The sequence below is a fragment of the Vibrio sp. 970 genome (assembly GCF_033339075.1).
In genome coordinates, this window is the sequence record NZ_JAWOTW010000001.1 from 103,491 (window position 1) to 130,144 (window position 26,654).

The window sequence follows — 26,654 nt, forward strand, 5'->3', positions numbered from 1 at the left end:
AACTGCCATTTAATGGTCATGATTTCGTCACAAAGGCTCAGTAGGGTGTATATCGTCAACTGGTACAGACCAAATGAAACTTAGCCAAATTAACTGGAGAAAATGATGAAAAACCGTTTGATGAAAGGATCGCTGGCTGCACTTGTCTCTCTGCTAGCTACGAATGCAATGGCAGCACAGGAAGTCACGGTTTACACCGCTTTCGAAACTGACATTCTTGCTAAATACAAGTCTGCGTTTGAGAAAGATAACCCAGATATCAAGATTAAGTGGGTTCGTGATTCAACAGGTATCATGACGGCGAAATTGCTGGCCGAAAAGAACAACCCTCAAGCAGAAGTGGTTTGGGGTCTTGCTGGCTCGTCAATGGCACTGCTTAAAGATGAAGGTCTTCTTAAGCCTTACACACCAAAAGGTTTGGAAGAGCTGCACGCGAACCTAAACGACCCTCAATCAAACCAAGCTTGGTTCGGTAACGATGCGTTCTTTAACGCAGTTTGTTTCAACGAAGCGGTAGCGAAACAACTTAACCTACCGAAACCAACGTCTTGGGAAGACCTAACGAAGCCGGTTTACAAAGGTCACATTGCAATGCCTAACCCAGCGTCTTCAGGCACTGGCTACATGCAGGTTTCTGCGTGGCTACAAAACATGGGTGAAGATCAGGCATGGAACTACATGCGTGACCTAGACAAGAACATTGCACACTACACGCACTCTGGCTCTAAGCCATGTGTTCAAGCGGGCATGGGTGAAGTGGCTATCGGTATTTCGATGGCAAGCCGCGGCGCGAAGTTGAAAACACAAGGCGCGCCACTAGCGGTGATCACACCAAAAGGCATCGGTTGGGAATCAGAAGCCGTTGGTCTAGTAAAAGAGTCGGATGCAGCGAAACGTGTTGTCGACTGGTCAATCTCTAAAGCGGCAAACGAGCTTTACGTAGAAATGTACCCAGTGGTTGCACATAAAGAAGTGAAAGCTACTGTGTCTAACTTCCCTAATGTTCAAGAGAACATGGCGAAGATGGACTTCGCGCAAATGGGCAGTAAGCGTGCAGAGATTCTAGCAGCATGGTCTGAGAAGTTCGATGCGAAATCAGAGCCAAAATCTTAATTGAATTTGCTTTGAGTTGAATGCTGAAATCCACCTCGGTTGAGGTGGATTTTTATTTTGTTTTCTCTTTTATTTCAGAGTTTGCTGAAAGTAGATTCCTAGTCTCACCTAGGTTCGCTGGAATGACGGACTCAAGAAAGTTGGGATCTTCTATCCACACTCACCACGTCATTCTCGAGAGTGACGAAGGAGTGAGTCGGGAATCTCTAATTGTCACCTAAACAAACCTCATCGCCCTTCATCTATTTGTCATCTTCTGGCTATAAATTTGTCATTGGAACGTAACACTCCAAAACTAAAGTTGGTATATACCATTTGGAGCGTGTGTTATGTCAACTAACCAACATTACCTAAATATTGAAAATGTAGTGAAGCAATTCGGACAGTTCACTGCATTAAAGAAAATCTCGCTAGCGATTGAAAAGGGCGAGTTCGTTTGTTTTCTTGGTCCTTCTGGCTGCGGTAAAACCACTCTGCTACGTGCCATTGCAGGTTTAGACTTGCCAACGTCTGGTGCGATTTTTCAAAACGGTCAAGAGACCACATTCCTACCACCAGAGAAGCGCGATTTCGGCATCGTATTCCAATCTTATGCTTTGTTTCCGAACCTAACTGTGCAAGAGAATATTGCAGTGGGTTTGAAGAACCAAGGTATGCCGACCAAAGAAGCGCTAGAGAAAGTAGATTACTGGTTAGAAACCATTGGTCTTCCAACCTCTGGCGAGAAATTCCCTAACCAACTTTCTGGTGGTCAGCAGCAGCGTGTGGCACTTGCTCGCGCATTGGCGTTGTCTCCGGGTCTACTGCTGCTTGATGAGCCGCTGTCAGCGCTGGATGCAAAAGTACGTGTTCACTTACGTGATGAGATTTGTAAGCTACAACGTAAGCTTGGCATCACCACCATCATGGTTACGCACGATCAGGATGAAGCGTTGTCGATGGCGGATCGTATCGTGGTAATGAACCATGGTGTGATTGAGCAAGTCGGCACACCTCAAGAGATCTACCAACAACCAGCAACGCGCTTTGTCGCTGAGTTTGTCGGCAGCATGAACTTTATTGAAACCTCAGCCGCAACGGACTCCCAAGTACGCATTGCAGAAACCCTAATGCCAGCGCCAAGCTTGACTAATCGTAAGATCCAACGCGGTGACCGCTTCGACCTTGCGGTGCGTCCTGAAAGCATCAAGTTCGTTGAAAACTACAATAACTCTTTACCTGTGCGAGTTACCGCTACCGAGTTTTTGGGGGCGTTTTTCCGCATTGATTGCGTATTGCAAAACGACAGTTCAACGAAAACCATCGTCGTGGATGTGCCTGTGGAAACGGTTCAAAAACTCAATATCAAAGCGGGCGATGTACGTTACATCCAGTTTGCTGAAGAAGGGCTGCATGGTTACGCCGTGCCCTCGGTTGATAAAGCGCTAGCAGCGTAGGTGTAAACATGGATGCGAAGACAATGACGATGAATAGCCTAACCACGCAATACAAAGCAAAATCCATACTCGGACGTGTTAGCCGCGACAACCTTGTGTTGTTCGGTTTGCTCGCTGGTTTGTCGACTATGATGGTGCTGTTCATCTTAATGCCGCTTTGGGCAATGTTGACCAAGAGTGTGCAAAATGCCAATGGCGAATTTGTCGGTTTGGCAAACTTTGCGACGTACTTTTCCTCTTCAAGCTTGTGGGTGTCGGTGGGAAACACCTTCACTTTGGGCGTGATTGTGACCTCGGTAGTGGGTGTGCTTGCGTTCGGTTATGCCTACGCGCTAACTCTTTCATGCATGCCGTTTAAAGGTTTGTTCCAAATCCTAGGTACTGCGCCAATCCTTGCGCCTTCGTTGTTACCGGCGATCAGTTTGATCTTCCTTTTCGGTAATCAAGGCATTGCTAAAGAGATGCTGTTAGGAAACTCGATTTATGGCGTGATTGGTATCTCGATGGGTTTGATCTTCTGGACCTTTCCTCATGCATTGATGATCTTAACCACTTCGCTGCGCACTTCAGATGCCCGCTTGTATGAAGCAGCCCGCGCACTTAAAACCTCACCAATCAAAACCTTCTTTATGGTGACGCTACCTGCGGCGAAATACGGTTTGATCAGTACGCTTATCGTCGTCTTTACGCTAGTTATCACGGACTTTGGTGTGCCGAAAGTGATTGGAGGCAGCTACAACGTTCTGGCGACTGACATCTTCAAGCAAGTAGTGGGACAGCAAAACTTTGCCATGGGGGCGGTGACCAGCATTATGTTGTTATTCCCTGCGGTAATGGCGTTCGGTGCAGACCGCTGGGTACAGAAAAAACAAAAGAGCTTATTCGACACACGTTCAGTGCCTTATCAGCCAGAACCTAACAAAGCGCGCGACAGCATTTGTTTGGTTTACTGCAGCATCATTTCTATCGCAGTGTTGGCGGTTTTGGGTATGGCGGTGTATGGCTCGTTAGTTACATTCTGGCCTTGGAACAAAGCGCTGACGCTAAACAACTACAACTTTGCCGAAATGAGCACTTACGGTTGGAGCCCATTCTTCAACTCACTAACACTGGCTGGTTGGACGGCAGTGATTGGTACAGCCATCATCTTTGTCGGTGCTTACTGCATTGAGAAAGGGCGTGCGTTTGGTCCAATTCGTCAGGTGATGCAAATGCTTAGCGTGGTGCCAATGGCGGTACCGGGTATGGTGCTTGGCTTGGGTTACATCTTTTACTTCAACGATGCGAACAATCCTCTGAATGTGCTTTATGGCACCATGGCGTTCTTGGTGATTAACACGGTAGTGCATTACTATACAGTGGGTCACATGACCGCCCTGACAGCGCTAAAGCAGTTGCCATCAGAGATTGAAGCCACAGCAGCATCGGTGAAGCTTCCTCAATACAAGTTGTTCTTTAAAGTGACATTACCTGTGTGTTTACCTGCGATTTTGGACATTGCGACTTACTTGTTTGTTAATGCATTGACCACCACTTCTGCGGTAGTATTCCTTTACTCAACTGATACGATTCCGGCTTCGGTCTCAATTCTGAATATGGACGATGCAGGTCAAACTGGCGCTGCAGCAGCGATGGCTGTGATGATCATGATTGCTGCCGCAATTGCGAAGATTGTTCAGATGACTTTGGGTAAATTGTTAGAAAATCGCACACAAGCTTGGCGCAAAAGATAAGGACACTTCGTGCAATACGTAAAAATTAAAGATTCGATTGTTGAACAGATTGAAGCGGGCATGCTATCGCCGCGTCAAAAACTGCCAGCAGAGCGTAAGTTGGCGGAGTCGTTCGATACTACACGCGTTACTTTGCGTGAAGCTTTATCACTGCTAGAAGCAGAAGGTCGAATCTATCGCGAAGATCGCCGAGGTTGGTTTATCTCACCTGAGCCATTGCGTTACGATCCAACCCAAACTCTGAACTTCCCGAACATGGCGAAAGCGCAAAATCGCGTGCCAAAAACGGACTTGGTCGCAGCAAAAGGGACGTTGGCAAACAAACAAGCGGCGCGCTTGCTGGACTTGCAGCCTTTCTCGGATGTGTATCGAGTCGACCGTGTACGATACCTTGAAGACAGACCTGTGGTGTTCGTAACAAACTACATTCGTCCAGAGCTGTTTCCGAACCTGCTGGATTACGATTTATCAAATTCATTGACGGACATTTACCGCGATCATTATGGCGTGACGTATCAAAAGATTCGCTACCGCATTTCAACCAGCACTTTGTTGGGTGAAATGGCTCAGGCACTGCGTGCGACAGCCGGTACGCCTGCGATGGTAGTGGAGCGCATCAACTACAACCAACACGGTGAGTTGATTGATTGCGATATCGAGTATTGGCGACACGATGCCATCAGCATTGAATCTCTGGCGGAACTCAATCGTTAAGTGGATTTTCTCATTATCTAAGGCTCCATCTCGGGGCCTTTATTTTATTCAGACAGGAACATTGAAATGGATTTGTTGGCGATTGGTCTCGTCGTTTTTTCTGCTGTTCTCCATGCGGGTTGGAATATCCTTGGCAAAAGCAACTCTGGGTCAGGGCTCGCGTTTACCATGGCCGCCAGCTTCTCTGCCTGTGCCATTCTTACCCCTTATTTGATTTGGTATTTGGCAACCATTGGCTGGACATCATTACCGAGTGAGTTTTGGGGATTGCTGTTCATTAGCGGCATTTCACAAATGGTTTATCTGGTTGGTTTGATTGTCGCTTATAAGCACGCTGATGTGGGTGTGGTTTATCCGATTGCTCGGGCACTGCCTGTGATGATGGTCGGCGCAATCAGTGTGGCATTGGGGCATGAGTTATCCAGTCAGCAGTGGTTTGGATTCTTGCTGATTACCCTTGGTTGTATGCTGGTGCCACTGACGAATTTTCGTCAGATGACATTGGGTTCTTATTTGAACGTTGGTGTGTTCTGGGCATTGATTGCCGCGATAGGCACAACGGGTTACTCGGTGGTCGACAAAGAAGCGCTGAGTTTACTCACAGGGCAAGCATCAGAGATCTTGAATGATCAGTACAGTGCAATCTTCTACTTGGGTGTGCAGTTTTGGGCAATTGGTATTCCTGCCCTTGTGTGGTGCTTGGTTACAGGCAAACCAGATGAGATTAAGACAGCGTGGCAGATCCGCAAAACAGCCAGCATGGCAGGGGTAATGATGGCATCCACCTACGGCTTGGTGCTGTTTGCGATGACCATGACAGACAACGTGAGTTTGGTCGTAGCACTAAGGCAAATCAGCATTGTGTTTGGATTGTTTATGGGGATTTGGTTTCTGTCTGAGAAATGGTATCTCACCCGAGGGCTTGGCGTTACTTCTATCGTGGCGGGGATCATTCTCGCGCTTGCGTATTGACCTATATTCACGAAAAAAGGCAGCGAATGAGCCTCTCGCTGCCTTTTGTACTAACTTGTAAGCCTTGTTTAAAAACGCAGTTGCGCACCAAACATCATGCCGCTAGAGTCAAAATCGCTGTTTTTTGAGTACACATATTCTGCATTCAAACCAAAGTGTTTATAGCTCCAGCCGATACCGCCAGCCGCTTCACCTCCGACACTTGAGTGTTCGATGTTCTTGCTCTGACCGTTCACTTTATAAGTGTATTCGAGAGTGTAGAGAGTGACACCTGCCTTGCCGTACAGTTCGAAACCTGAACCCAGAGGATAGCTAGCATAGCCACTCAAGCGAGGTCCGGAGAAGCTCGTATCGGTGACTTCTGAAATCGGACTCACGAGTATCGAGCCGATACCGTCAAACGCGCCTTTATAACCTGCTTCGATACCAAAGTTATGTGTTGGCATGTAGCGGTAATATATTTCACCTAAGAACATGTCGCCTGATTCTTTGCTTGTCGGAGCATCGTAGTTCACATCGCCATAGCCAATGTTTGTACCTATGATGTGCTCACTGGTTTCTGCATTGGTTGACAAAGAAAAAGCCGACAGCACTAAAGCAGTAATGAATGAATAACGCATGAACGCTTCTCCTTAGCTTTTAGCTTGCTCGCCTTTTAATATTTGTTCGAAAGTGACCTTGGTGTTGTCTAGCCATTCATAACGGCGACGATACATCGAACGCTTAGAGCGCGACATGCCTTCGATATCTCGACGGGGTGCATTTACATCAATTGAGTAAAAATGACGATTGTATTCGGTGCCGCCCAATTCTTGCCAGAGTGCATCGTAATCCGTTTTTATTCGCCCTTTGCTGTAACGTTTAGCTGCGTAAGTATGGGACTGCGTTTTCACCGCTAGAATCGTATTTACTTCCCAAATTTGTGCGAGCAAAGTGAGCAAGCTCACCATCAAGCTTTTTGGTCTCTGTCCGTAAAGCTTACGAGTTAGCTTTTTAATTTTCGCGTTGTTTTCTTCACTGCTTCGCGGTCCTTGTAAGCCGCCAATCATAATGCTGCGTCCAGATTCGATGTGACCGAGCGTAAAAGAGAGCGTGTAGAAGTTGCCATCTTCAGCGCTGTGCAGCACTAGGCTCATATCGCCTTCTTTTTGATAACGTGCTTCGTATACTAATCTCACCGAGTACAGGATTTCGTCAATTTCAAAAGAGGCTAATGTTAGGCCTTTCGAGTCTGTGTAGATTTCTTCGATTGTTTGTTTAGAAAACAGTTCTGAAATCGTTTTATAGTGATCAACCACCAAGTTAGAACGATCGAACGCTGAGTTGTTTTTGATGATATACGGACGAAACGGCTTCTCTAAAAATCGATGCGTACGTGTACAAAGCAACTCTAACAATGACGATTCAATATTGTCTGAAAGGTGCTTAAACGCACGTTTGTAATAAAGCGCACGAAAGATGAACTTAGCTCTGTAGGTCCAAATTGGCTTGTAGACATCAGCATAATCATCTGAGTAAATGGTTTTGCTATGGTAAAAAATGGATTTGTTCGCGGTCATTTTCACTCCAGATTAACTTGTGCTCAATAGCGACAATTAAGAACCGACGGACGAGCAGCGAAGAACCCGAAAAAGGAGGAATGCAAAGCACGACTGAAAAGAGGTGGTTTTTGCTGTGTCCGACATTTGTGTGAGGTTTTGAACACTGTTCTTTTGCTGGAATTCTAAGAGAAAATTGACCTTAGGTATTGTATGGTTTGGTAAGGAAGTGTCAGGTTGAAACCCATTGTTCAAAAGGAAGAAAATGCGAATGTCGGCTGAATATGACGTTGAGTTGCTAAGTTATTGTGAAATAAGTTGAACGAAAATTGAACATTATTTGAAATTGTTTTGACGTGTTTTAGGTCTTTATACGTACCTTATAAGTATCGAGCCAATTTTGGCCCGATGTAAAGGTAAGTAAGGAGAGGTTTATGAAACGCTTAACAACTTTAGCAAGTACGATTGCTCTGATTGCTGCACCTTCTATGGCTCTTGCTAGTGGTTATCATTGGACAAACGATACCGAAACTATCCATGGCGACGTAATGGATAGCAAACAAGCGGCTTATGAAATGGGCCGAGACATGATCCAAAGCTACCAAAATAAATCACCTGGACAACTCCGTGATGAGTTTACGAGCCTTACAACGTATGTTGATCGCCAATCGTTTTCTATCACTGACTCAAAAGTCATGGTAAATGAGTTCTTGCAAAGTGACGGGCAAGTTGTTTACCAGCCTATTCTCAATGTTCAATACGAGTACCGCATGCGTGATACCGGTAAATACTAACCAGTAAGACGGACTTGAATTGTTTACCACTAATATTTTTTGCTGTTTGTTTTGGGGAGCCACGAGCTCCCCATTTTGTTTTTGTCGAAAGCGAAAATTTTCACACTCTCAGTGCAACATTTTCTATCGCTCAGCGTTAGATTTTCTTGCTCGTTGATTGTCATCATCGTTTGTAAAGTGTTTGCGGAAATGGATGTAACGCACTAACGAGGATACCCGATGACACATCATTCATATTGGTTCAAGCAGGCAATTGACGCTGAGCAACCAGAAACGCCACAACCGTTACAGCAGAACATTAATACTGACGTTGCGATTGTTGGTGGCGGATACACCGGACTTTGGACCGCGATTATGATTAAGCAGCAATCTCCGGAAAAAAAGGTAGTCGCGATTGAAAAAGGCCTTTGTGGCAGTGGTGCATCGGGCGCAAACGGCGGTTGTATGCTGACTTGGTCGACAAAGTTTCCGACATTGAAACGGTTATTCGGTGAAGAACATGCTGCTTGGTTAGTAAAAGAGTCGGAACAAGCAGTGCTAGAGATTGACGACTTTTGTCAGCAGCACAACATCGATGCGCAATTATCGTTAAAAGGGGTTTATTACACTGCAACCAATCCGGCTCAAACTGGGGGAATGCAGCCAGTTGTGGACGAGTTAAAGCGATTAGAAGTGAACAGTTGGCGTCGTTGCTCGGTGGAGGAACTGCGTGCCAATGCGGGATCGCCGCGCAATATAGAAGGCTTTCACTCTCCAGTTGCAGCCAGCGTTCAACCTGCTTTATTGGCGAGAGGATTAAGACGCGTCGCAATGGAGTTGGGTGTTGAAATCTATGAGAATACGCCGATGACGCGTTTAGATTATGGAAAACCTGCCACTGTCTGTACACCTAAAGGAAATGTTCAAGCGCAGCAGGTGGTGTTGGCATTGAACGCATGGATGGTGGAGCAGTTTAAACAGTTTAAAAACAGTATCGTGGTGGTCTCTTCCGACATGGTGATCACCAAGCCGCTTGGTGACGCACTACCTCAATCTGGTTGGCAGGCAGGTTCTAGCGTGTTGGATTCACGTATCTTCGTCCACTATTACCGAGATACGCCAGATGGCCGTTTGATGTTGGGGAAAGGCGGCAATCAGTTTTCTTTCAATAACCAAGTTGACGCAATGTTTAACAAGCCAACACGCTACCAAGGTCTACTGCGCAAGTCGTTCGATAAGTTGTTTCCTCATTTGAGAGGAGAGGAGTTTGCTTATTCATGGACGGGGGGCTCTGATCGTTCTGCTACTGGTTTCCCTTTTTTCGGCGAGCTAGATAAACAGAGCAATATCTTTTACGGATTTGGTTATTCAGGCAATGGTGTAGCGCAGACTCGAATGGGCGGAAAGATCTTATCTTCATTGATATTGGGAATCGATAACGAGTGGACGAACAGTGGTTTAGCCAAAGGACCGTTGGGGTATTTCCCACCAGAACCGCTTCGCTGGACCGGGGCTATGATAGTGCGCAACGCGGTACGTCGAAAAGAGGAAGCAGAAGATAACGAGAAAACGCCGTTTATCTGGGATAAGTGGCTAGCAAAACTCGCGGGACCAGCAGGCAAAGCGGATAAGCTTGACTAAACTGAAGACTTTAGCCACAAACGAGACAGTTTGCAGTGAAAGTCATTGGGGCGCGATGAAGCCTTGTGTTAGCCTCTGTCTTTCAAGCTCAGATTTAAAAGGTGAGTCATAAAATGAAAGTATTCAGCAACTTCGATAGCGGCAGCATTCACGTAGTGAAAGCGGACGACAAAAACGACATCCAACTCAAAATTCCTAACGACAATATGTCGGAATTCTACCAGTGGTTCCACTTCCGTCTTGAGACAGAAGCCGAGCAATCACACACCATCAAATTGCTTGATTTGGCTAAATCGGCTTATCCAGAAGGATGGCAAGGTTACGATGTGGTTGCGTCTTACGATCGTGAAGAATGGTTCCGAGTACCGGCAGAGTTCGATGGCGACACGCTGACTTTCACTGTAATCCCTGAGCGCAGCTCAATTTACTTCGCGTACTTTGCGCCATACACGTACGATCGTCATTTAGACTTGTTACACATGGCACAAAGCGCGCACCACTGCCAACTTGAAACACTAGGCCACACATTAGACGGCAACGACATGAGCTTGCTTACTTTCGGTGAGCCAGAAGAAGGTAAAAAGAAAATCTGGATGATTGCACGTCAGCACCCAGGTGAGACGATGGCAGAATGGTTCATGGAAGGTATGATCCAACGTCTGTTAGATGAAAACGACACGGTTGCGCGTGCATTGCTTGAAAAAGCGGTGCTTTACGTCGTACCAAACATGAACCCAGACGGTGGTATTCGCGGTCACTTGCGTACCAACGCAGTAGGTGTAAACCTAAATCGTGAATGGCAAACGCCATCAATGGAAAAGAGCCCAGAAGTCTACCTTGTGCGTCAGCGCATGCTGGAAACGGGTGTTGACATGTTTTTAGATATTCATGGCGATGAAGCGATTCCGTATAACTTCGTCGCTGGCTCAGAAGGTATTCCTTCTTACGATGAAAATCTTGCCGCTTTAGAGACATCATTTAAGCAAGCGTTACTGACTATTACGCCAGAGTTCCAAGATGAGATTGGTTACGATAAAGATGAGCCTGGTAAAGCGAATTTGACTGTGGGTTCAAATTGGGTTGCAGAGCAGTTCAAATGCTTGTCTTACACAATCGAAATGCCATTTAAAGATAACAACAATCACCCAGATCCACTTTACGGTTGGTCTCCTGAGCGTAGTGTCTTGTTTGGGCAAGATGTATTAGCTGCAACGTTAACCGTAGCGGATAAAATTTAGCGCGACGAGTTAACGCTTTTTCATTATTTCGAAAACAGCTCATTTAAATGAGCTGTTTTTTTGTGCTCTCCACATCCATGCTCCCCTGTAAAAATTTGTTGCCATTCACAAGCTTAAATGATGATTCTTAAATTTGAGAAAGTGGTTTTTTATGGTGATTTGCGTCACAGAAAGTTGGCTTCTTTGTGATATTCTCCGCAACGAATTGACTATGGCTAAACCAACGCAACGAACTTTATTTTTCGGTTGGGTATGCGGATGAAGCTCATGAATAGATGGTCTTGAGGTTACCTTTTTCCGTTTTACGTCATTGGCGTTTGAATATCATTTTTGATTCTTTCCTACGCTATTTAGCTATTTCTATTCGAAGAAAAGAGAAAGTTACGGCTTCATATTTTACGGCAGTATGCTGCCGCGATGTGTTGCTTTGTGTACAAGAAAAAGGAAAAGAATAATGAAAAAAATCGCTATAGCAGTGGCTACTGTACTTGCTGGTGGTGTGATCTCAAACGTTGCACTTGCTGACACTTACATGGGCGGTAAAGTAGGTTACAACTCTCTAAACGATGCGTGTTACCTAAACGAACCTTGTGACGACGACAGTTTTGCAGCATCTATGCACTTAGGCTACAGCTTCAACAAGTACGTTGCGGCAGAGTATGGTGTTGATTACCTTGGTGACTTCACTGCAAACTTCAAAAAGCCTGGCCTAAACACCGTTGATGGTGATCTTTGGGCATTGACGCTTGCTCCTAAATTTAACCTACCACTAACGGATTCTTGGAATCTATTCGCGAAAGTTGGAGCTGCATACATGATGGCTGGTGACGAGAAAGATTTCGTACCAACTGGCTCTCTGGGTGCTGAATACCAAATCAACTACAACTGGAGCCTACGTGCTGAATACCAACGCTACCAAGATATGTCTGATGATGTAATTGAAGACATGGATTCAGATTTCTTCGGTATCGGTTTCAACTACAAGTTTGGTTCTGAGCCAGTCGTTCAAGAAAAAGCCGTTGAAGAGGTGGTAGAAGCACGTCCTGCAACCCGCATTGTAGATCACGTTTACCCTGCTCAAACAACAGCGACAGTACAATTCGACTTAGAAAGTGCAGAAGTGAAAGATGCGTCGAACCTTTCTGGTACCGTTGATTTGATGAATACTTACCCACAAGCTCAAGTTGAGATCACGGGTTACAGCGATACGACAGGTTCTGCTGCTTACAACAAGCAACTCACAGAAAAACGTGCGAAAGCCGTTGCTGACGAGTTCCAAGCAAAAGGTATTGCGGCTGAGCGTATGACAGTGAAAGGCATGGGTGAAGCTAACCCAGTAGCAAGCAACGAGACACGTCAAGGTCGTCAAATGAACCGTCGTGTTGAAGTAGTTGTCCCTGCGTTTGAATACCAAACCACTGAGAAAGCAGAATAATTCCTGCTTAAGATAAAGTTCCAAAAGCCAGCGTGTATCACGCTGGCTTTTTTGATCCCGCTTAACAAACTCAGCACTTTCATCAATTTGTCATCACCAGTTCATACCATGGCTGCCAAGTGTTTGGGAGAGTGTTATGCAAAGTTTACCGCCGCTCAATTTGCTCCGAGCTTTTGAAGCCACGGCGCGACTACAGAGTTTTACAAAAGCCGCAGAGGAGCTAAATGTGACTCGTGCGGCCGTCAGCCAACAGGTGAAATCGCTAGAGTCACAGCTCAATGCGACGTTATTCGAGCGCAAGGGCACTCACCTTACGCTGACCTGCTCCGCACAAGAATACTGGCCTGTGGTTAATCATGTGCTTCAAACATTATCGACCACGACGCAGCATTTATTTACTCGTCCCAAGAATACGCAAGTTAACTTACATGTCGCTCACAGCTTTTGCTCTCAGTGGTTAATGCCAAGATTGTCTGATTTTCAGCGACAATTCCCAGACATTTCCTTTAAAATCTCGACCACTGCTAATACAGTTCCAAACGCCAGTGCAATTGCGGATATCGAAATTATTAACGGAGATGGAGATTGGCAAGAGCAAGAAGCCATACGATTAACCCAAGAAAACTGGATCGTTGTCGCAAGCCCGGGCTTTATGCATTTAAACCCGATAAATGACCTCTCGCAGTTAGCTAAAGTGCCTAAAATCTGTACTAGCGGTTATCATGAATCTTGGCAAGATTGGCTTGCGCACCAAGGTTATCAAGGGAAGGTGAGCAAAGTCGTCGCCGAGTTTGAGCATTCATTGCTTGCTATTCATGCTGCGATGAATCAACTTGGCGTGTTGTTGGTAAGAGACTTTCTTGTTGAGGATGAGCTGCAACAGGGCGTATTAGTCCAGGTTGGAACTTGGCATATGCCAAGTTCTGGTGCACATTATATGATGGTTCGAGCATCCGAAAAATCACACGTAAACACCTTTGCTCAATGGTTAATACAGAGTCTTTAATGTTCGTTCAGCGAGTGAGTAGAGCGCATGTGTGGTTTGGCTATTATTAGCAGTAGCAAGTCATCAGTCTAGGACTGAGCGACATGCTTAATGACATCTAATAACCACTGATTTACCGGAGCTTGCTGTTGAGAGCGACGACAGCTCATCACGTAGCGAACATCAAGCTCTAGCCCAGCAGGAAGCGCGATACTTCGGCAACCCTTAGGAACATGTCCACTCATCGTTATGCCAAAATGATTCGTTTGCAAAAGCACTTTTTGAATCATCGCTGGGTGCTCAATTTCCACTTTAGGTGTGGTTCTAAAACCCATATGTTTGAGCCTTTCCAACACAGGGTATCGGTAGTCGTTCCATCCCGGCGTTTTAAAAAGTATAAAAGGGTATTCTTCTAGCTCTTGGGAGTTTTGAGCGGGATGATCTTGTCGAACAAAAAATACCGCTTTTCCTCGCCCCAGTTCGGTCTGAACAATTGACTGTGGCAGATCTTCATCAAAGTAATGAATCGCAATGGCGTTTTCACCGTCAATTAATCGTTTTTTTGCTTCGCTACCCCAGCGCAAACATGAGAATTTTGCTTCTGGAGCGTGCTTTAGTAACTCCAAGTAAAACTTGTCACCAAAGTACTCCCAAAACAATGTGTTAGCATAAATAGTGATTGAACCGTCAAAATGAGCTGGTGAAAAATGCTGTGGTTTGATGGAATCAATACTGTTGATTATTTGCTCAAAATGCGCAATATTCGCTTCCACAAAAGCTGTTGGTTCAAAGCCATTTTTGGTCTGAACGAATAGCGGATCATTGAGCTTAGTTTTCATCTTTGTCAGATTTTTGCTGATTGCTCCTGACGTTTTACCGAGTGATTCTGCGACTAACCGGACGTTACGTAACTCATACATCCGTTTTAATACCAAAATATTTTGAATATCCAGATTAACGCTCATACATTGTCTCGCTTGGCTTTTGTCGACAAATCATATCGCTGAATTTCTTAAGAAAAGACAACGCTCGGTCAATTTAAGTTGCTGCCTTATCCCTGATTTATTGAAGGTAACGATAAGTTATTCTTGGTTACACCAGTTTATTAGCATGGATTTCCATTTGGTAAATAATGGCTTTCCTCGTATGAGCGCGTTTCTGTTGTTACAGTTTTTCCACCGAAAGAAAGTTAGAACGATAATAGAGGTGATGTATGAAAAAACTAATCGCACTTGTTTTGATGATTTGCTCAACAAACGTAGCATTTGCTGGCGATGGGTCATACACGGGCACGATTGATATGACGATGGCAACGAAAAATCAGGTTGACGTAGAGCGTGCAGATTCTCAATTGACGCTGAAGGGTCGCAATGAAATGGCCTATGGCGGTGTAACAATCCATTCGGATGCTGCAACTCAAAAAATTGAACTTCGTGGTCGACGTGATTAATCGAATAGTTTCTTGTTAAGAAAATGCCGCGAAGAACGCGGCATTTCTATATGTAATATCATCAGATCACAATTACCAGATAAGCGTATGGTGAGAAGCTAAGCGCAATGACCACTTGCCATTATTCGCATGGCGGTGCCATATGAATGACAGCTAAGCCCCCCAAAGAGGTTTCACGGTATTTTTTATTCATATCTTTACCAGTCTGATACATGGTTTCGATAACTTTATCTAACGAAATTAAGCATTTACTTGTGCGCTTTAATGCCATACGCGATGCATTAATCGCTTTCATTGCTCCCATGGCATTTCTTTCAATACAAGGTACTTGAACCAAGCCGCCAATCGGGTCACAAGTCATACCCAATGAATGCTCCATCGCAATTTCCGCAGCAATACAAATCTGCTCGTTACTGCCCCCTCTTAGCGCTGTTAAGCCAGCGGCAGCCATGGATGAAGAAACCCCAACTTCTCCCTGACACCCCACTTCTGCACCAGAAATTGACGCGTTAGTTTTATATAAGATGCCGATAGCGCCGGCGACTGCGAGAAAGTCTTTTAGCTGTTTAACATCGAGCTCTTTGATGAAGCGATGGTAGTACATCAATACCGCCGGAATCACCCCTGCTGCACCATTCGTTGGAGAAGTGACGACTTGCCCTCCTGCTGCATTTTCTTCACTAACCGCAAAGGCGAAGAGATTGATCCAATCCATGATCTCCATCGGATCGTTTTCAACTGCAGCGTTGGCTTCGAGCTTTTTCAAAAGGTTTGGTGCTCGACGAGTGACATTTAGACCACCTTCCAAAATCCCTTCCGTGTCGAAGCCACGTTGCATGCAGAGCGACATCACTTTCCAAATTTGCTCTGCTCTTTGGTTGATTTCTTCGTCTGAGCGAAATGCGAGTTCGTTTTGGAGGATCATGCCTCCCAAGCTGAAACCGTTCGTCTCGGCTTTTTCCAGCATCTCATCTGCGGATGTAAACGGAAATGGTACTGCGACCTCATTTTGTTGCGTGCCGTTCTCTAGTTCGTCGGCGGTGGCGATGAATCCGCCCCCAATGGAGTAATAAATTTCAAACGCTACTTGATCTCCAGCTGCGTCTAATGCCGTAATCGTCATACCATTTTCATGCAGGGGAAGGTTGTCGCTATGAAAGACGATGTCATGGTCGTAGCTAAACTCAATCTGGTGTGTACCGGCGAGCATGAGCGTATTATTGTCTATGGTATTTTGTAGCGCACTTTTGGCACTGCTCATTCTGATGGTATCAGGTTTATTTCCCATCAAACCAAGGACCGTGGCTCGGTCTGTATGGTGCCCTCGACCTGTCAGTGACAATGAGCCATAAAGGTCCACTTGCACCCGATGCACTTTCGCCATAGAGTCGCTAACTAGCTGAGTGAAATGGAATCCGGCAAGCATAGGACCATTAGTGTGGGAGCTGGATGGCCCGACACCAATTTTAAATATATCGAAAATCGACAGCATAATTGACTTCCTTTAGCAGTGAACCTTTATAAAGGTCTCTAGAACAGTGTTGTTAACTAGATGTTAAAGCTTGTGGGTCGGGAGTGAAAGAAGATTTTTGTAACACTGCCAACTAAGCGCGAGATTTTAAAATGAAGTTAGACAACATCGTCATCGTTTTAGGTAAACGCCTCGTCAATAACAGGTTGACCTCTGAGGGCATAACAAGAGTCGAAGCTTTGTCTTGTAGGACTGCATCACTACCGACAGAGCGAACGGCGATTATTTTTTGTGGCGGAGTAACGCAAGGACAAAGTGTTTCTGAAGCAGAGGCGATGTACGCGTATTTTAGAACCCTAAACGCAGACTCTGTGAATCCGTTCCCTGAACGTCATATACTCTTAGAAACGGAGTCGTTGAACACGTTTCAAAACATGCGTTATGTTTCCCAAGTTTTGTGCAAAAGTGGGTTGTTCGAGTTATGGTCGGGGCATCCGGTTGAGGTTATCTTGCTGTCTAATGACTACCACCTCGAACGAATCATTGATATCCAGAATTTGATGGATGAGCAAGGCTTATTACGAGTACTTAAATCCGATTGCGAATCCATGGGGGTGACTCTCAATATTCCACTGGATATCAGCAAACATATTAGCGTGCCATACCCACATAAAGGGCTTATGGCGGAGACATTCTTGCTACTCGATGAACTCACAACCTACCGAGTTTATTTAGAAGGGGTCAAGCATGGCGTATTTTTCCGAGATTTATCAATTGTCCGAAAAAAGCCACTTATGATCGCAAGAGATGCTATTCACAAATTGCTCTCTTTCCCGCTCGATAAAGAGGCTTTGCAACATATTGGAGAAATGAAAAAGGCCGTCGAAATGACGGCCTTGGATGAATCTATAGGTGCTGCGGAAAAGGCATTAAGTATCTTCCATCCGATACTGACTGCATTGAACCGTCGCTTTGACCCAGAGTCTATTCATTAAGCTCGCGTTTTGTGCGGACGGCGCTTAATGCGATCAAACAGTAGCAAAGCAGTTCTATACCTTCTTCTGAGATATTTTTAACATCACGGATGTAATTTTCGTCCATCACTTGTTGCCAAAAACTACCCATACCATACAAACGAGAGAAGACTAATAATAGCATTACAGCACCAACTAATAGCTTCATATGTGGCACCGTTAAAATGGTCGCCATTTCGTTCATGGTACCTTTACCACCTTGGTAAGCTTTGGCGCAAGCCAGTGCGGTGACAGCAAGTGCTGGGAAAACCCAAGAGCCATGATGAATCATGTCTGTCCAATAGTCCGTTTCGCGAATAATCAGTACTGCAAAAAATCCTGCAATCAAAATAGCCGCATGCTTTAGCTGAGGCTGTTGTTTCGATAAGCTGAAAAACGACCATGATGCAATAGCAAGCATCACAAGCTGGAGCGTTTCTGTAACGGAAAGCTCGCCAAGGCTTGATCCCAACACGACATAATCAAGACGAAGACTAAGGTTAACGAGAATACTTATAGCGACAATCATCAAGGCGTTTAAACTCGATTTATAAATAATGCGCTTTGATTTTTCAGTAACAACGTTGCTTGGGGCTGACTCGGCTTCTTTTACTATTTGTGTTTTCATCTTGCTCACCTGTCCCAGAAAATGTGGAAGAAATGTGAATTAGTGTGATCTGTGTTTGGAATTTTATTGTCCAAGTGGAAAGTTATGTCAGGGGAATGTCAAGAATAGAACACTGTTCGATATAGGGTCGATGTGCGGTAAAGTCAGAGATATGTAAAAACAACGTAAGAACACTTTGATAAATCAAATAAAAAAGGAGCCCAAAGGCTCCTAAGTGATAGAGGGAAGGTGACGTATCGATAAAAATAATTAGTAGTTGTCACCCTCATTTTCTTTGTGATTCTCGCGATAGTATTCCCATTGCTCGACGCGTTCATTGTCCGACAGCACACAGTAAGTGACACGTTCGCCGTTTTCCGACACGGTATCCAGCTCACCACCTTGCTGAACACAGTATACGGCTGCGGGATTTGCAACGGAGGTATACTCAGTTGATCGGGTCGCTCCCTCGTAAGTTGAACAACCAGCCAGTACCAATGTTGCAGCCATAGCCATCATTAAATTTGTCTTTTTCATTCTTTATCTCCGCATGGGGTGGGCGAGTATTGTATTGATTATAGGCAACTTTAAGAGATTATTGTCTTATCGATGTTAAAAGTAAGAGGGACGTATAAGAATTTAGATATTCTCATTTATTGCTGATTAGCACGTCACACTTCTGTTCTTGGCGTATTGTTGTGAAGGTCATATCAATCACTTCCTGACAAGCGCTCGAACGTACTTGGCCTACAACAATGATTTAAAGTGTGAAATTCGGTAATATGCGCACAAAACATTGACCGTGGTATTTTCGATGAGACATTTAAAATCGACCGTTCATCCAGACATAGAGCATTTGGATGACAAAATTGTTTTTCAGCGCAATGCAGCGCGAGCCATTGTACTTGATGGTGAAGATGTGCTGTTGCTCTATACAGAACGTTACCATGACTACACTCTACCAGGCGGTGGTATTGATGATGGTGAAGATGTCATTGCTGGATTAGTCCGTGAATTAGAGGAAGAAACGGGCGCCCAAAATATACATGGTATTAAGCCTTTCGGAATCTTTGAGGAGTTTCGTCCGTGGTACAAGGATGACGCTGACGTGATGCACATGGTGTCGTATTGTTATACATGTAAAATCGAACGTGAGCTAGGCGAAACGGCGTATGAAGATTACGAAGTTAAAAATGGAATGCGCCCGGTATGGATGAACATACACGAAGCAATTGCACACAATGAAAAAACGATGGCAGAAAGCCCGAAAAAAGGCATGAGCATTGAGCGCGAAACGTTTTTACTTCAGTTGATTTCTAAAGAATTACTATAAACAGCTAGTTTGCATCATTACGACTTAGCTTCTGTTGGCTCTATTGTGGGCAAAGATTTTAGAGCAATAAAAAAGTCCGGACTCCCCCCCGGAACCCGGACTTATTCCAGACGCGCAAGCGAAGCGTCATCTTGATATGTTAGATTTGTTTCGAACTATGAAAACAATAGCTGTTTTACATTTAGTGTGTAAATAATTATTAGGTCTGACCATTGGTTTTCATGTTTTTTTGCAAACACAATGTGACGCATATCTACCCAATTGCCAAGCGTAATTGGGGCGCTTTTTAGTAAACCACTACTCTTTCTTATCTTTGAGATACCTTACCTCAACTTTTTTGCACACGTTTGCATAGAGATCACGAGTTTTCAAATTCGCCGAACAGGATCTTGTAATTTTACGTTTCTCTGACATTGAGCTCTGTCGTCGCTTTTATCACAAATTAACTAGCGGAGGCAGTCGGCTAAAGTCGACCAGCGGTTGTGAAATCATAGGAGCGTCTGGAGCAAATAAGAGTAAAGGTTGAAATGATGAGGATTGTAACTGACCGATATCTATCAACTTTTCCAATGCATAGAAGCGGCTGACATATTGGCGAGTCTCGTTAGGCAGCGTGAGTTGTTGGAAATCTCGACTTCCTGCTCGCTGAATAGCACGTGCAACACGTCCTTCTCCGGCATTGTATGCAGCTAAAGTGAGAGCCATATTTTGATCGAATTTGTTGTATAAAAACGCCAGGTACTTGAGCGCGGCCGTTGTGCTGGCTTCTGTGTCAAAGCGATCGTCTTGTTTTGTATTTATCGTTAATCCGAATCGTTTCGCTGTGGTTGGTATCAATTGCCAAAGTCCGGCGGCGTTAGCATGAGAAACGGCTTTGGGATTGTAAGAAGACTCTAACATTGGCACTAAGGCTAGGCTATTTGGTAATGAGTGGTTTTGAAGCTGTTTGAAAATGTGGTTAATTACCGGTTTGGATGAATCGAGACGCTTGGCAATTTGTGGCTTGTATGGGGCTAATACTTGATACTGCGTTTGAATATCGACAGCATTTGGTTTTGCCTGGCATGTGAATGGAAGGTAGGACAGAAAGGCAATAAAAATAAAAAGGCCTACAGTACTCAGCCGAGATGGCGACTGAATCTGTAGGCAAGACGAACATCGTTTAGAACGATTTATCTTCATAAGTGTGTTGCACAGGTTGTTTGAGTTGACTGACCAACTCATGGAACGCCGCAGAGCTGTGGCCATTGCTCTGATTGTATTGTTGGCACTGACTTACCAACGTTTCCAATAGCGCCCATTGTTTTCTAGCTTGCATACCTATTTGGGCAGGCAAAGCATTGAAAATTCGTTTTACGCTGGCGTCATTACACGCTAACCCCAGCGCTCGCATACACTGGCTTCTGTCATTGGCGGAGCGGCTGAGTTTATTGAGTATCGGCATTTGTTTCTGAACATTGTCGTTCAGTGCCTCTCCATCAAACTTTAAGTACAATACCTTTTGCTGCTGAAGCAAAGGAAGCAGTTGTTGATAAAGCTTAATATCCTCAGATATAGAGCGAACAAATTGTTGAATTCGCTGCGATACTGCGCTTGCCATGATGTCTTCCTAGCGTTTTATTACTCGTGACCTGTATGGAACTGCATGATTGCCTTGGATAGCACTTTTGTATCTAGGCTAAGTTCACCACGCGCTAATGCGTTGCGTACTTGTTCTACTTTTTCCATATCAACATCAGGTAGTGATGCCATTTCAGCTTGAGCACGATCTATCGCTACGGTATTCGCTTGAAATGCAGGCTCGTGTACTTTGCTCTGTTCGACGACGTCGACAGGCTGTTTGCTTGCTTGCTGTAATTTTGTTTGTGGGACATGACCGCCCGCGACTTTGTCGATTTTCATGCTGTGGTCCTCATCATCATGTTCTAAATTAAGTAGGCGGTTAGAATGTGATAAACATTAAATATTTTTTTTGTACTCGAAGTTCAGTGTTACTGACGAGAGCCAAAATTAAAAAATGTTACCCCGAGTCAAAAAATCAAAATTGAGTATGAACCTGGTTTAATCCAGTTACGACTGCTCTTATGACCTTGCCCGAACTTGGGTTTTCCACGTCAATTTGTTGCCCTTTCGCTCCATCTTCTAAGGCGACTCCTTTTGTGCTGGCACTAAATCCATTTTTGCTCGCAATGACTATGACTTCATTGCCTTTCTCGATTAGAGGTGGGGCCGACAAATTGGATGGATTAACCACTTGTCCAGCCCTCAAACGACGAGAGGTTTCTAAGCCTACTGCTTGCTCGGGGCGAGTATAAAAATCGTCTTGGCGAGAGATGGTTCGGGTTTCAAGCTTTATGTGTTTAGCCGTTACGACTTCATTTCGGCCAACCGTGGTTGTCGCGACCAAAACAGGCAGAGTCAGCGAAGACTTTATCGTAACGTTAATTCGCCATGGTGATGCGATATTGTCGCAGCTGACTGAGCGCTTGAGGTTACCGACTGGCAACGTGTTGTTGTCACGACCTGTGATAACTAAAGGAGATTCACATTCTGGCAAGTGATTGGCTGAACCGGGCACCCACATGTCGAAGTCTAGTTTGTACTCCCCCCACTGATTGGAGAGCGCTACGCGATCCACCTCTTGTTCGAAATCCGTTGCTACAACGGACCTTATCTCTTCAACGCTTAGGGTTTTGTCATTGGTGTTGGCGAATGCTTGTTCTGATGTCAAAGCGAGTAACGTCAGCATTATTGTTGAGGAAGTAGACACTTTCCTCTTGTTTTTAATGCTTTCCGAGAACCGGAAGTCTGGCTTCCATCCTTGTTTGTAAATCATTGATATATATGGCTATTTTTTATGGCACGTATCTTGTTTGTATGTTGGCGTATTCGAGCCAACTGTAAGGAAGATGCATGGCGATCACATTTGAAAATGCTTTAGGAGTACATCCAGAGGCACTTAATTTTCGCGTTCAGCGTACCAAAGTCCTCGCCAGTAACCTAGCAAATGTTGACACCCCTGGGTATTTGGCGAAAGACCTAAGTTTCACCACCGTAATGAACCAAGTAACGGCAGGTGGTGTGAACAAACCGGTGCCAAAGTTCCAGGTTCAGGCCCAATACTCGGTGCCTTACCAGAATAGCAAAAATGGCAACACCGTAGAGCTTGGTGTTGAACAAGCAAAATTCACGCAAAACAACATGGACTTTCAAACTAGCCTGACGTTTCTCAACATGAAATTTAATGGCTTAGCGAAAGCGATTGAGGGACGTTAATTATGTCATTCACTGATATTTACTCGATCACTGGTTCCGCGATGACAGCACAAACTGTGCGTCTGAATACGGTAGCCAGTAACTTAGCAAACGCAGATGCAGTATCTGCAAATCCAGAAGATGCTTATAAAGCGCTTAAGCCAGTATTTGCGACTGTGTACCAAAAAACGCAAATGACAACAGAAAATGGAGCTTATCCCAATGCAGAAGTTCGCATTGTTGACGTTGTTAAAAATGCTGGAGATGCAGAGAAGCGTTTTGAGCCGAACAACCCACTGGCTAATGATGAAGGCTATGTGTTTTACCCAGATATTGATGTAGTTGCTGAAATGGCAGACATGATGTCCGCAACACGCAGCTTCGAAACGAATGTTGAAGTATTAGCCAATGTAAAAAGTATGCAGCAAGGTCTGCTTAGATTAGGGCAGGGCAGCTAATGAGTATTGCACAATACACCCCTTTATCGTCTGACGCTCCAGTAAATACAAAAGCAAAAGACAGCAACGGTATCTCACCAAACCCTAAAGACATGAACAGCGCTTCTTCATTGGAGAATGAGTTTATTTCTTTGATGGTGGCTCAAATTCAAAACCAAGACCCACTTAATCCCCTTGATGGTACGGAATACGTTGGTCAATTGGCTCAGTTCTCGCAGGTACAAAGTACCGAGAATATGTCTAAGACAATGCAACAGAGCATGGTGTTACTGGACAACATGCAAGTGCTATCAACAGCGGGCCTTGTTGGGCAAACGGTTTACGTCAATGCGGATGAATTTCAGCTTGGTGAAGACGTACAAAACGGAAAAATCGAACTCGCTCATAGCTCAAACCAAGTCACGTTAGTTGTTAAAGATGAATTTGGTCAATCAACTAAAGTGCCACTAGGTGCTCACGGCAAAGGTGACGTCGACTTTTCAATTAATCCTGAAGAACTTGGTCTTAAACCAGGCAAATACTCAGTGGCCGTAGAAGTGCAAGAAGGGCAAGCAAGTCCAAATGTGCTGATGGCAGGCACTGTTGAGCAAGTGCGCATTCCTAATACCGGTGGCGCAGCATTAGTCAATGTCCATGGCGTTGGCAACGTTCCTTTCTATCAAATCACTCAGTTTGGTGCTTAACCAAATACGGAAATCAGAGGTCTATTTATGAGTTTTAACATCGCACTAAGTGGTCTGGACGCGACCAACACAGAGCTAAACACAATCAGTCACAACATTGCCAACGCATCAACGTATGGTTTTAAAGGTGGCCGCACAGAATTCTCCGCTGTATATAACGGCATGCAACCTGGTGGTGTGGAAGTCGCGTCAATTTCACAGAACTTCGACAAAGACGGCAGTATCACAGGAACTGGCCGTGCGATGGACCTAGCTATTAATGGCGGTGGCTTTTTTGTTACTAAAGATAATATGGGTCAAATGTTGTACACACGTTCAGGTGTGTTCTCAACGGATAAGAACAACTTTGTTACGGCTAACAGCGGTGCAAAGCTTCAAGGTTACAGTGTCGATAGCAACAACAACCTAATGACAGGTTCTGTGGGTAATATTCAGGTATCGACTTCCTCGCTGAATGCTAAAGCAACAGACAGCTTAGATTTTGTTGCGAACTTCGACGCAAGCGCGTCTGTTATTGATAAAGCCGTAACGCCATTCAATCCAAAAGATCCAAGCTCATTTAACTCGTCTTACACAACAAAAGTCTACGACTCATTGGGTAACTCGCACACGGTAACTCAGTACTTTACTAAGACTGCTTCTAACTCGTGGGAAGTGAACGTTCAAGTAGATGGCGGTACGACGCCAGTAGCAACTGTGCCTGTAACGTTTGGTAAAGACGGCTCGCTTTCAGCACCAACTGCGCCGTTTAATGTTTCATTCCCTGCAGCAGGCGCGAACGCGATGAGTGTAGACATTAACCTGAAAGGCAGCACGCAATTTGGTGCAGCTTTTGGCGTAAGTACTAATAGCCCTAACGGTTACACATCAGGTGAACTTGCAGGTGTACGCGTTGAAGGTAACGGCATGGTTTACGCGACTTACACTAACGGCCAATCACAGCTACAAGGTCAGGTTGTTCTTGCTGATTTTGCAAACACACAAGGCTTAGCGAAAGTGAGTGGAACATCATGGACTCAAAGCTTTAGCTCAGGTGCTCCAATTATGGGTGTTCCGGGTTCAGGTACGATGGGTGACCTAACTCCGGGTGCATTAGAAGGTTCTAACGTTGACTTAACCAGCGAGCTTGTTGCTCTAATGACTGCACAACGCAACTACCAAGCAAACGCAAAGACAATTTCTACCAGCGACAAGCTTACTCAAGCTTTGTTTAACGCGGTGTAATGGGAGTTTTGCATGGATAGTTTGTTATTTACGGCAACGTCGGGTGCCAGCCGAGTTCTTAAAGCGCAGCACGTTCGTTCAAACAACTTATCAAATGCTGATACTGCGGGTTTTCGAGCGGATATGGAGCGTGTGCGTAGTGTAGAGATGCAAGGCCCAGGTTTTGATGGTCGCACTATGGTTGTGACCAACTCTGCCTCAACACGTTTCGACGCTGGCGATATTGTGAAAACAGGACGTCCGTTGGACGTTGCGGTTATGGGGGAGGGATATCTCTCTGTAGAAACCCCAGCGGGTAACGAAGCTTACACCCGTGCAGGCAATATTCAGGTCGATACTTTTGGCGCTCTAACAATCAATGGGTTCCCTGTCCTGGGTGACAATGGTCCTTTGGTTGTGCCGGATTATCAAAAGATTGAAATCAGCGAGCGTGGTCAAGTCTCAGTGATCCCACCAGGTGGCGGCGCAGAAATTGTGGCAGGCACTTTGAAGTTGGTTAAACCAGAAATTAATCAACTGCAAAAAGAGAGCGATAGCTTGCTGCACAGCGTAGATGGCGTGCCATTCGCGGCAGATGAAACCGTGCAACTCTCTCCTGAGCACATTGAGGGCAGTAACGTATCTGCTATTGATGAATTGGTTAGTGTGATGTCGCTGACGCGCAACTTTGAAATGCAAGTTCGCATGATGAAAACGGCGGAAACTCTAGCAAAAGCTGGTAACAAATTAATGGCGGCGAGCTAAGTCTCGCCCCGCAAGGAGTAAAAAATGCATTCAGCATTATGGGTAAGTAAGACAGGCATGGCAGCGCAAGACACGAAGATGACTGCCATTTCTAACAACCTAGCAAACGTAAACACGGTTGGCTTTAAGCGTGACCGAGTCGTATTTGAAGATCTTTTCTACAGCATTCAGCGTCAACCAGGCGCACAAGTAGACCAAGTTAACGAACTACCAAGTGGTATTCAGCTAGGTAGCGGTGTTCGCGTTGTTGGCACACAAAAAGTGTTCACGCAAGGTAATACCCAAAACACAACGCAAGAGTTGGATCTTGCTGTAATGGGTCAGGGTTTCTTCCAAATAGAAAACTCGGACGGACAGATCATGTATACACGTAATGGTCAGTTCCATCGAAACTCAGAAGGCTTAATGGTGAACAGTCAGGGCCTGCCTTTAGAGCCTCAAATCCAGATCCCAGACAATGCGGTCTCTTTCTCTGTGGGTGTTGATGGCACAGTGACTACAACAACAGCAGACGATCCAACACCTCAGCAGCTTGGTCAAATTACACTTGCAAAATTCATCAATCCAGCCGGCTTAGAGGCCATGGGTGGCAACTTATTCCGTGAAACGGAAGCCAGCGGTCCAGCTGATGAGCTGATTGCAGGGGCTGATGGCGCCGGCATTATCAAGCAAGGTGCACTGGAAGGGTCAAACGTACAAGTAGTAGAAGAGATGGTCGACATGATCACCACTCAACGTGCGTATGAGATGAATGCGAAAGTGGTCTCTGCTGCAGATGACATGCTGAAGTTTGTTTCGCAATCAATGTAAGTATGAAATTGGTGATGATGAAGGAAAA

29 protein-coding genes are annotated in these 26,654 nt (G+C 45.1%); 19 read left to right on the forward strand and 10 right to left on the reverse strand.

The genetic code is table 11. The features are described 5' to 3' along the window. Positions 1-102 precede the first annotated feature (102 nt). The 5 genes from R7Q11_RS00460 to R7Q11_RS00480 all read left to right on the forward strand — a co-directional run bounded on the left by R7Q11_RS00460 (position 103) and on the right by R7Q11_RS00480 (position 5,968). Positions 103-1,113 carry a putative 2-aminoethylphosphonate ABC transporter substrate-binding protein gene (locus tag R7Q11_RS00460; protein WP_005384363.1) on the forward strand — a complete coding sequence of 337 codons (1,011 nt, stop codon included), beginning with the start codon at positions 103-105 and terminating at the stop codon, positions 1,111-1,113. 329 nt (positions 1,114-1,442) lie between these two features. Continuing rightward, positions 1,443-2,549 (forward strand): putative 2-aminoethylphosphonate ABC transporter ATP-binding protein, encoded by a 1,107-nt coding sequence (locus R7Q11_RS00465; protein WP_225466081.1) that lies wholly within the window; start codon positions 1,443-1,445, stop codon positions 2,547-2,549. A gap of 8 nt (positions 2,550-2,557) precedes the next feature. Next, entirely contained in the window at positions 2,558-4,282 is a 1,725-nt protein-coding gene (locus tag R7Q11_RS00470) for a putative 2-aminoethylphosphonate ABC transporter permease subunit (RefSeq protein WP_225466082.1), read from the forward strand. A 9-nt stretch (positions 4,283-4,291) separates the two neighbouring features. After that, positions 4,292-4,996 (forward strand): phosphonate utilization transcriptional regulator PhnR, encoded by a 705-nt coding sequence (gene phnR, locus R7Q11_RS00475; protein WP_041054140.1) that lies wholly within the window; start codon positions 4,292-4,294, stop codon positions 4,994-4,996. Positions 4,997-5,062: 66 nt separating this feature from the next. Continuing rightward, on the forward strand, positions 5,063-5,968 hold the full coding sequence (locus tag R7Q11_RS00480) for an EamA family transporter (RefSeq protein WP_225466083.1): 906 nt from the start codon (positions 5,063-5,065) through the stop codon (positions 5,966-5,968). Between the two features lie 68 nt (positions 5,969-6,036). On the opposite strand, the gene R7Q11_RS00485 is transcribed toward R7Q11_RS00480, so the two are convergent. Together R7Q11_RS00485 and R7Q11_RS00490 are read right to left on the reverse strand one after the other, a co-directional pair. Beyond that, complete coding sequence (locus R7Q11_RS00485; protein ID WP_225466084.1) at positions 6,037-6,588, reverse strand: outer membrane beta-barrel protein; 552 nt, start codon at positions 6,586-6,588, stop codon at positions 6,037-6,039. Between the two features lie 12 nt (positions 6,589-6,600). Further along, entirely contained in the window at positions 6,601-7,527 is a 927-nt protein-coding gene (locus tag R7Q11_RS00490) for a VirK/YbjX family protein (RefSeq protein WP_213893578.1), read from the reverse strand. 413 nt (positions 7,528-7,940) lie between these two features. Here R7Q11_RS00490 and R7Q11_RS00495 point away from each other — a divergent pair, with 413 nt between their 5' ends. The 5 genes from R7Q11_RS00495 to R7Q11_RS00515 all read left to right on the forward strand — a co-directional run bounded on the left by R7Q11_RS00495 (position 7,941) and on the right by R7Q11_RS00515 (position 13,599). Further along, the gene (locus tag R7Q11_RS00495) at positions 7,941-8,300 is read left to right on the forward strand and encodes a DUF3316 domain-containing protein (RefSeq protein WP_225466085.1); all 360 of its coding nucleotides are present in this window, start codon (positions 7,941-7,943) and stop codon (positions 8,298-8,300) included. 219 nt (positions 8,301-8,519) lie between these two features. Then, positions 8,520-9,920 (forward strand): FAD-dependent oxidoreductase, encoded by a 1,401-nt coding sequence (locus R7Q11_RS00500; RefSeq protein WP_225466086.1) that lies wholly within the window; start codon positions 8,520-8,522, stop codon positions 9,918-9,920. Between the two features lie 113 nt (positions 9,921-10,033). Continuing rightward, complete coding sequence (locus tag R7Q11_RS00505; RefSeq protein WP_017819760.1) at positions 10,034-11,158, forward strand: M14-type cytosolic carboxypeptidase; 1,125 nt, start codon at positions 10,034-10,036, stop codon at positions 11,156-11,158. A 454-nt stretch (positions 11,159-11,612) separates the two neighbouring features. After that, complete coding sequence (locus R7Q11_RS00510; protein WP_005374035.1) at positions 11,613-12,593, forward strand: OmpA family protein; 981 nt, start codon at positions 11,613-11,615, stop codon at positions 12,591-12,593. A gap of 136 nt (positions 12,594-12,729) precedes the next feature. Further along, complete coding sequence (locus tag R7Q11_RS00515) at positions 12,730-13,599, forward strand: LysR substrate-binding domain-containing protein (protein ID WP_225466087.1); 870 nt, start codon at positions 12,730-12,732, stop codon at positions 13,597-13,599. 68 nt (positions 13,600-13,667) lie between these two features. On the opposite strand, the gene R7Q11_RS00520 is transcribed toward R7Q11_RS00515, so the two are convergent. Beyond that, a complete protein-coding gene (locus R7Q11_RS00520; RefSeq protein WP_225466088.1) occupies positions 13,668-14,543 on the reverse strand; it encodes a LysR family transcriptional regulator in 876 nt (291 codons plus the stop codon). Positions 14,544-14,791: 248 nt separating this feature from the next. On the opposite strand from R7Q11_RS00520, the gene R7Q11_RS00525 reads away from it, so the two are divergent. Continuing rightward, entirely contained in the window at positions 14,792-15,028 is a 237-nt protein-coding gene (locus R7Q11_RS00525) for a hypothetical protein (RefSeq protein WP_017819763.1), read from the forward strand. A 121-nt stretch (positions 15,029-15,149) separates the two neighbouring features. Here the strand turns inward: R7Q11_RS00525 and R7Q11_RS00530 are convergent, their stop codons facing one another. Next, a complete protein-coding gene (locus R7Q11_RS00530; protein WP_053349354.1) occupies positions 15,150-16,520 on the reverse strand; it encodes an L-serine ammonia-lyase in 1,371 nt (456 codons plus the stop codon). Positions 16,521-16,651: 131 nt separating this feature from the next. Between R7Q11_RS00530 and R7Q11_RS00535 the strand changes: the two genes are divergently transcribed. After that, positions 16,652-17,494 (forward strand): YdcF family protein, encoded by an 843-nt coding sequence (locus R7Q11_RS00535; protein ID WP_005374027.1) that lies wholly within the window; start codon positions 16,652-16,654, stop codon positions 17,492-17,494. Here the strand turns inward: R7Q11_RS00535 and R7Q11_RS00540 are convergent. After that, positions 17,484-18,140, reverse strand: a complete 657-nt coding sequence (locus tag R7Q11_RS00540; protein ID WP_005374025.1) for a hypothetical protein — start codon at positions 18,138-18,140, stop codon at positions 17,484-17,486. The two genes, R7Q11_RS00535 and R7Q11_RS00540, sit on opposite strands and share 11 nt — an antisense overlap. 249 nt (positions 18,141-18,389) lie before the next feature. After that, positions 18,390-18,656 carry a DUF333 domain-containing protein gene (locus tag R7Q11_RS00545; RefSeq protein WP_005374023.1) on the reverse strand — a complete coding sequence of 89 codons (267 nt, stop codon included), beginning with the start codon at positions 18,654-18,656 and terminating at the stop codon, positions 18,390-18,392. A 277-nt stretch (positions 18,657-18,933) separates the two neighbouring features. Here R7Q11_RS00545 and R7Q11_RS00550 point away from each other — a divergent pair, with 277 nt between their 5' ends. Then, entirely contained in the window at positions 18,934-19,452 is a 519-nt protein-coding gene (locus R7Q11_RS00550; RefSeq protein WP_005374021.1) for an NUDIX hydrolase, read from the forward strand. Positions 19,453-19,887: 435 nt separating this feature from the next. On the opposite strand, the gene R7Q11_RS00555 is transcribed toward R7Q11_RS00550, so the two are convergent. From R7Q11_RS00555 to flgA, 4 genes are all read right to left on the reverse strand, one after another. Further along, positions 19,888-20,634, reverse strand: coding sequence for a lytic transglycosylase domain-containing protein (locus tag R7Q11_RS00555; protein ID WP_054579235.1), 747 nt, complete (start codon positions 20,632-20,634; stop codon positions 19,888-19,890). Then, positions 20,615-21,052 carry a flagellar export chaperone FlgN gene (flgN, locus tag R7Q11_RS00560; RefSeq protein ID WP_005374018.1) on the reverse strand — a complete coding sequence of 146 codons (438 nt, stop codon included), beginning with the start codon at positions 21,050-21,052 and terminating at the stop codon, positions 20,615-20,617. The genes R7Q11_RS00555 and flgN overlap by 20 nt, the downstream gene beginning before the upstream one ends. Before the next feature lie 20 nt (positions 21,053-21,072). Further along, on the reverse strand, positions 21,073-21,354 hold the full coding sequence (flgM, locus tag R7Q11_RS00565) for a flagellar biosynthesis anti-sigma factor FlgM (protein ID WP_005374016.1): 282 nt from the start codon (positions 21,352-21,354) through the stop codon (positions 21,073-21,075). A 136-nt stretch (positions 21,355-21,490) separates the two neighbouring features. Beyond that, the gene (gene flgA, locus R7Q11_RS00570) at positions 21,491-22,288 is read right to left on the reverse strand and encodes a flagellar basal body P-ring formation chaperone FlgA (RefSeq protein ID WP_213970296.1); all 798 of its coding nucleotides are present in this window, start codon (positions 22,286-22,288) and stop codon (positions 21,491-21,493) included. A 77-nt stretch (positions 22,289-22,365) separates the two neighbouring features. Between flgA and flgB the strand changes: the two genes are divergently transcribed. From flgB to flgG, 6 genes are read left to right on the forward strand one after another with little or no spacing between them, the layout of a single operon-like run. After that, entirely contained in the window at positions 22,366-22,728 is a 363-nt protein-coding gene (gene flgB / locus R7Q11_RS00575) for a flagellar basal body rod protein FlgB (protein WP_005374013.1), read from the forward strand. A gap of 2 nt (positions 22,729-22,730) precedes the next feature. Then, entirely contained in the window at positions 22,731-23,165 is a 435-nt protein-coding gene (flgC, locus tag R7Q11_RS00580; RefSeq protein ID WP_005374012.1) for a flagellar basal body rod protein FlgC, read from the forward strand. Further along, complete coding sequence (gene flgD / locus R7Q11_RS00585; protein ID WP_005384410.1) at positions 23,165-23,848, forward strand: flagellar hook assembly protein FlgD; 684 nt, start codon at positions 23,165-23,167, stop codon at positions 23,846-23,848. The genes flgC and flgD overlap by 1 nt, the downstream gene beginning before the upstream one ends. Before the next feature lie 27 nt (positions 23,849-23,875). Beyond that, positions 23,876-25,072 (forward strand): flagellar hook protein FlgE, encoded by a 1,197-nt coding sequence (gene flgE, locus R7Q11_RS00590; RefSeq protein ID WP_005374010.1) that lies wholly within the window; start codon positions 23,876-23,878, stop codon positions 25,070-25,072. 12 nt (positions 25,073-25,084) lie between these two features. Further along, complete coding sequence (gene flgF / locus R7Q11_RS00595; RefSeq protein WP_005374009.1) at positions 25,085-25,816, forward strand: flagellar basal-body rod protein FlgF; 732 nt, start codon at positions 25,085-25,087, stop codon at positions 25,814-25,816. Between the two features lie 24 nt (positions 25,817-25,840). Next, entirely contained in the window at positions 25,841-26,626 is a 786-nt protein-coding gene (gene flgG, locus R7Q11_RS00600; RefSeq protein WP_005374008.1) for a flagellar basal-body rod protein FlgG, read from the forward strand. The last annotated feature ends 28 nt before the right edge of the window (positions 26,627-26,654 follow it).

What these genes read in the sequence shown, in the direction of transcription:
- R7Q11_RS00460 (WP_005384363.1), top strand. Translation starts at nt 103, where the DNA reads ATGATGAAAAACCGTTTGATGAAAGGATCGCTGGCTGCACTTGTCTCT.
- R7Q11_RS00485 (WP_225466084.1), bottom strand. Translation starts at nt 6,588, where the DNA reads ATGCGTTATTCATTCATTACTGCTTTAGTGCTGTCGGCTTTTTCTTTG.
- R7Q11_RS00505 (WP_017819760.1), top strand. Translation starts at nt 10,034, where the DNA reads ATGAAAGTATTCAGCAACTTCGATAGCGGCAGCATTCACGTAGTGAAA.
- flgA (WP_213970296.1), bottom strand. Translation starts at nt 22,288, where the DNA reads ATGATTTACAAACAAGGATGGAAGCCAGACTTCCGGTTCTCGGAAAGC.
- R7Q11_RS00470 (WP_225466082.1), top strand. Translation starts at nt 2,558, where the DNA reads ATGGATGCGAAGACAATGACGATGAATAGCCTAACCACGCAATACAAA.
- R7Q11_RS00530 (WP_053349354.1), bottom strand. Translation starts at nt 16,520, where the DNA reads ATGCTGTCGATTTTCGATATATTTAAAATTGGTGTCGGGCCATCCAGC.
- R7Q11_RS00490 (WP_213893578.1), bottom strand. Translation starts at nt 7,527, where the DNA reads ATGACCGCGAACAAATCCATTTTTTACCATAGCAAAACCATTTACTCA.
- flgN (WP_005374018.1), bottom strand. Translation starts at nt 21,052, where the DNA reads ATGGCAAGCGCAGTATCGCAGCGAATTCAACAATTTGTTCGCTCTATA.
- R7Q11_RS00480 (WP_225466083.1), top strand. Translation starts at nt 5,063, where the DNA reads ATGGATTTGTTGGCGATTGGTCTCGTCGTTTTTTCTGCTGTTCTCCAT.
- R7Q11_RS00495 (WP_225466085.1), top strand. Translation starts at nt 7,941, where the DNA reads ATGAAACGCTTAACAACTTTAGCAAGTACGATTGCTCTGATTGCTGCA.
- flgC (WP_005374012.1), top strand. Translation starts at nt 22,731, where the DNA reads ATGTCATTCACTGATATTTACTCGATCACTGGTTCCGCGATGACAGCA.
- flgE (WP_005374010.1), top strand. Translation starts at nt 23,876, where the DNA reads ATGAGTTTTAACATCGCACTAAGTGGTCTGGACGCGACCAACACAGAG.
- R7Q11_RS00510 (WP_005374035.1), top strand. Translation starts at nt 11,613, where the DNA reads ATGAAAAAAATCGCTATAGCAGTGGCTACTGTACTTGCTGGTGGTGTG.
- R7Q11_RS00500 (WP_225466086.1), top strand. Translation starts at nt 8,520, where the DNA reads ATGACACATCATTCATATTGGTTCAAGCAGGCAATTGACGCTGAGCAA.
- R7Q11_RS00535 (WP_005374027.1), top strand. Translation starts at nt 16,652, where the DNA reads ATGAAGTTAGACAACATCGTCATCGTTTTAGGTAAACGCCTCGTCAAT.
- R7Q11_RS00540 (WP_005374025.1), bottom strand. Translation starts at nt 18,140, where the DNA reads ATGAAAACACAAATAGTAAAAGAAGCCGAGTCAGCCCCAAGCAACGTT.
- flgG (WP_005374008.1), top strand. Translation starts at nt 25,841, where the DNA reads ATGCATTCAGCATTATGGGTAAGTAAGACAGGCATGGCAGCGCAAGAC.
- flgB (WP_005374013.1), top strand. Translation starts at nt 22,366, where the DNA reads ATGGCGATCACATTTGAAAATGCTTTAGGAGTACATCCAGAGGCACTT.
- flgD (WP_005384410.1), top strand. Translation starts at nt 23,165, where the DNA reads ATGAGTATTGCACAATACACCCCTTTATCGTCTGACGCTCCAGTAAAT.
- R7Q11_RS00520 (WP_225466088.1), bottom strand. Translation starts at nt 14,543, where the DNA reads ATGAGCGTTAATCTGGATATTCAAAATATTTTGGTATTAAAACGGATG.
- R7Q11_RS00555 (WP_054579235.1), bottom strand. Translation starts at nt 20,634, where the DNA reads ATGAAGATAAATCGTTCTAAACGATGTTCGTCTTGCCTACAGATTCAG.
- flgM (WP_005374016.1), bottom strand. Translation starts at nt 21,354, where the DNA reads ATGAAAATCGACAAAGTCGCGGGCGGTCATGTCCCACAAACAAAATTA.
- R7Q11_RS00465 (WP_225466081.1), top strand. Translation starts at nt 1,443, where the DNA reads ATGTCAACTAACCAACATTACCTAAATATTGAAAATGTAGTGAAGCAA.
- R7Q11_RS00515 (WP_225466087.1), top strand. Translation starts at nt 12,730, where the DNA reads ATGCAAAGTTTACCGCCGCTCAATTTGCTCCGAGCTTTTGAAGCCACG.
- R7Q11_RS00550 (WP_005374021.1), top strand. Translation starts at nt 18,934, where the DNA reads ATGAGACATTTAAAATCGACCGTTCATCCAGACATAGAGCATTTGGAT.
- R7Q11_RS00545 (WP_005374023.1), bottom strand. Translation starts at nt 18,656, where the DNA reads ATGAAAAAGACAAATTTAATGATGGCTATGGCTGCAACATTGGTACTG.
- R7Q11_RS00525 (WP_017819763.1), top strand. Translation starts at nt 14,792, where the DNA reads ATGAAAAAACTAATCGCACTTGTTTTGATGATTTGCTCAACAAACGTA.
- flgF (WP_005374009.1), top strand. Translation starts at nt 25,085, where the DNA reads ATGGATAGTTTGTTATTTACGGCAACGTCGGGTGCCAGCCGAGTTCTT.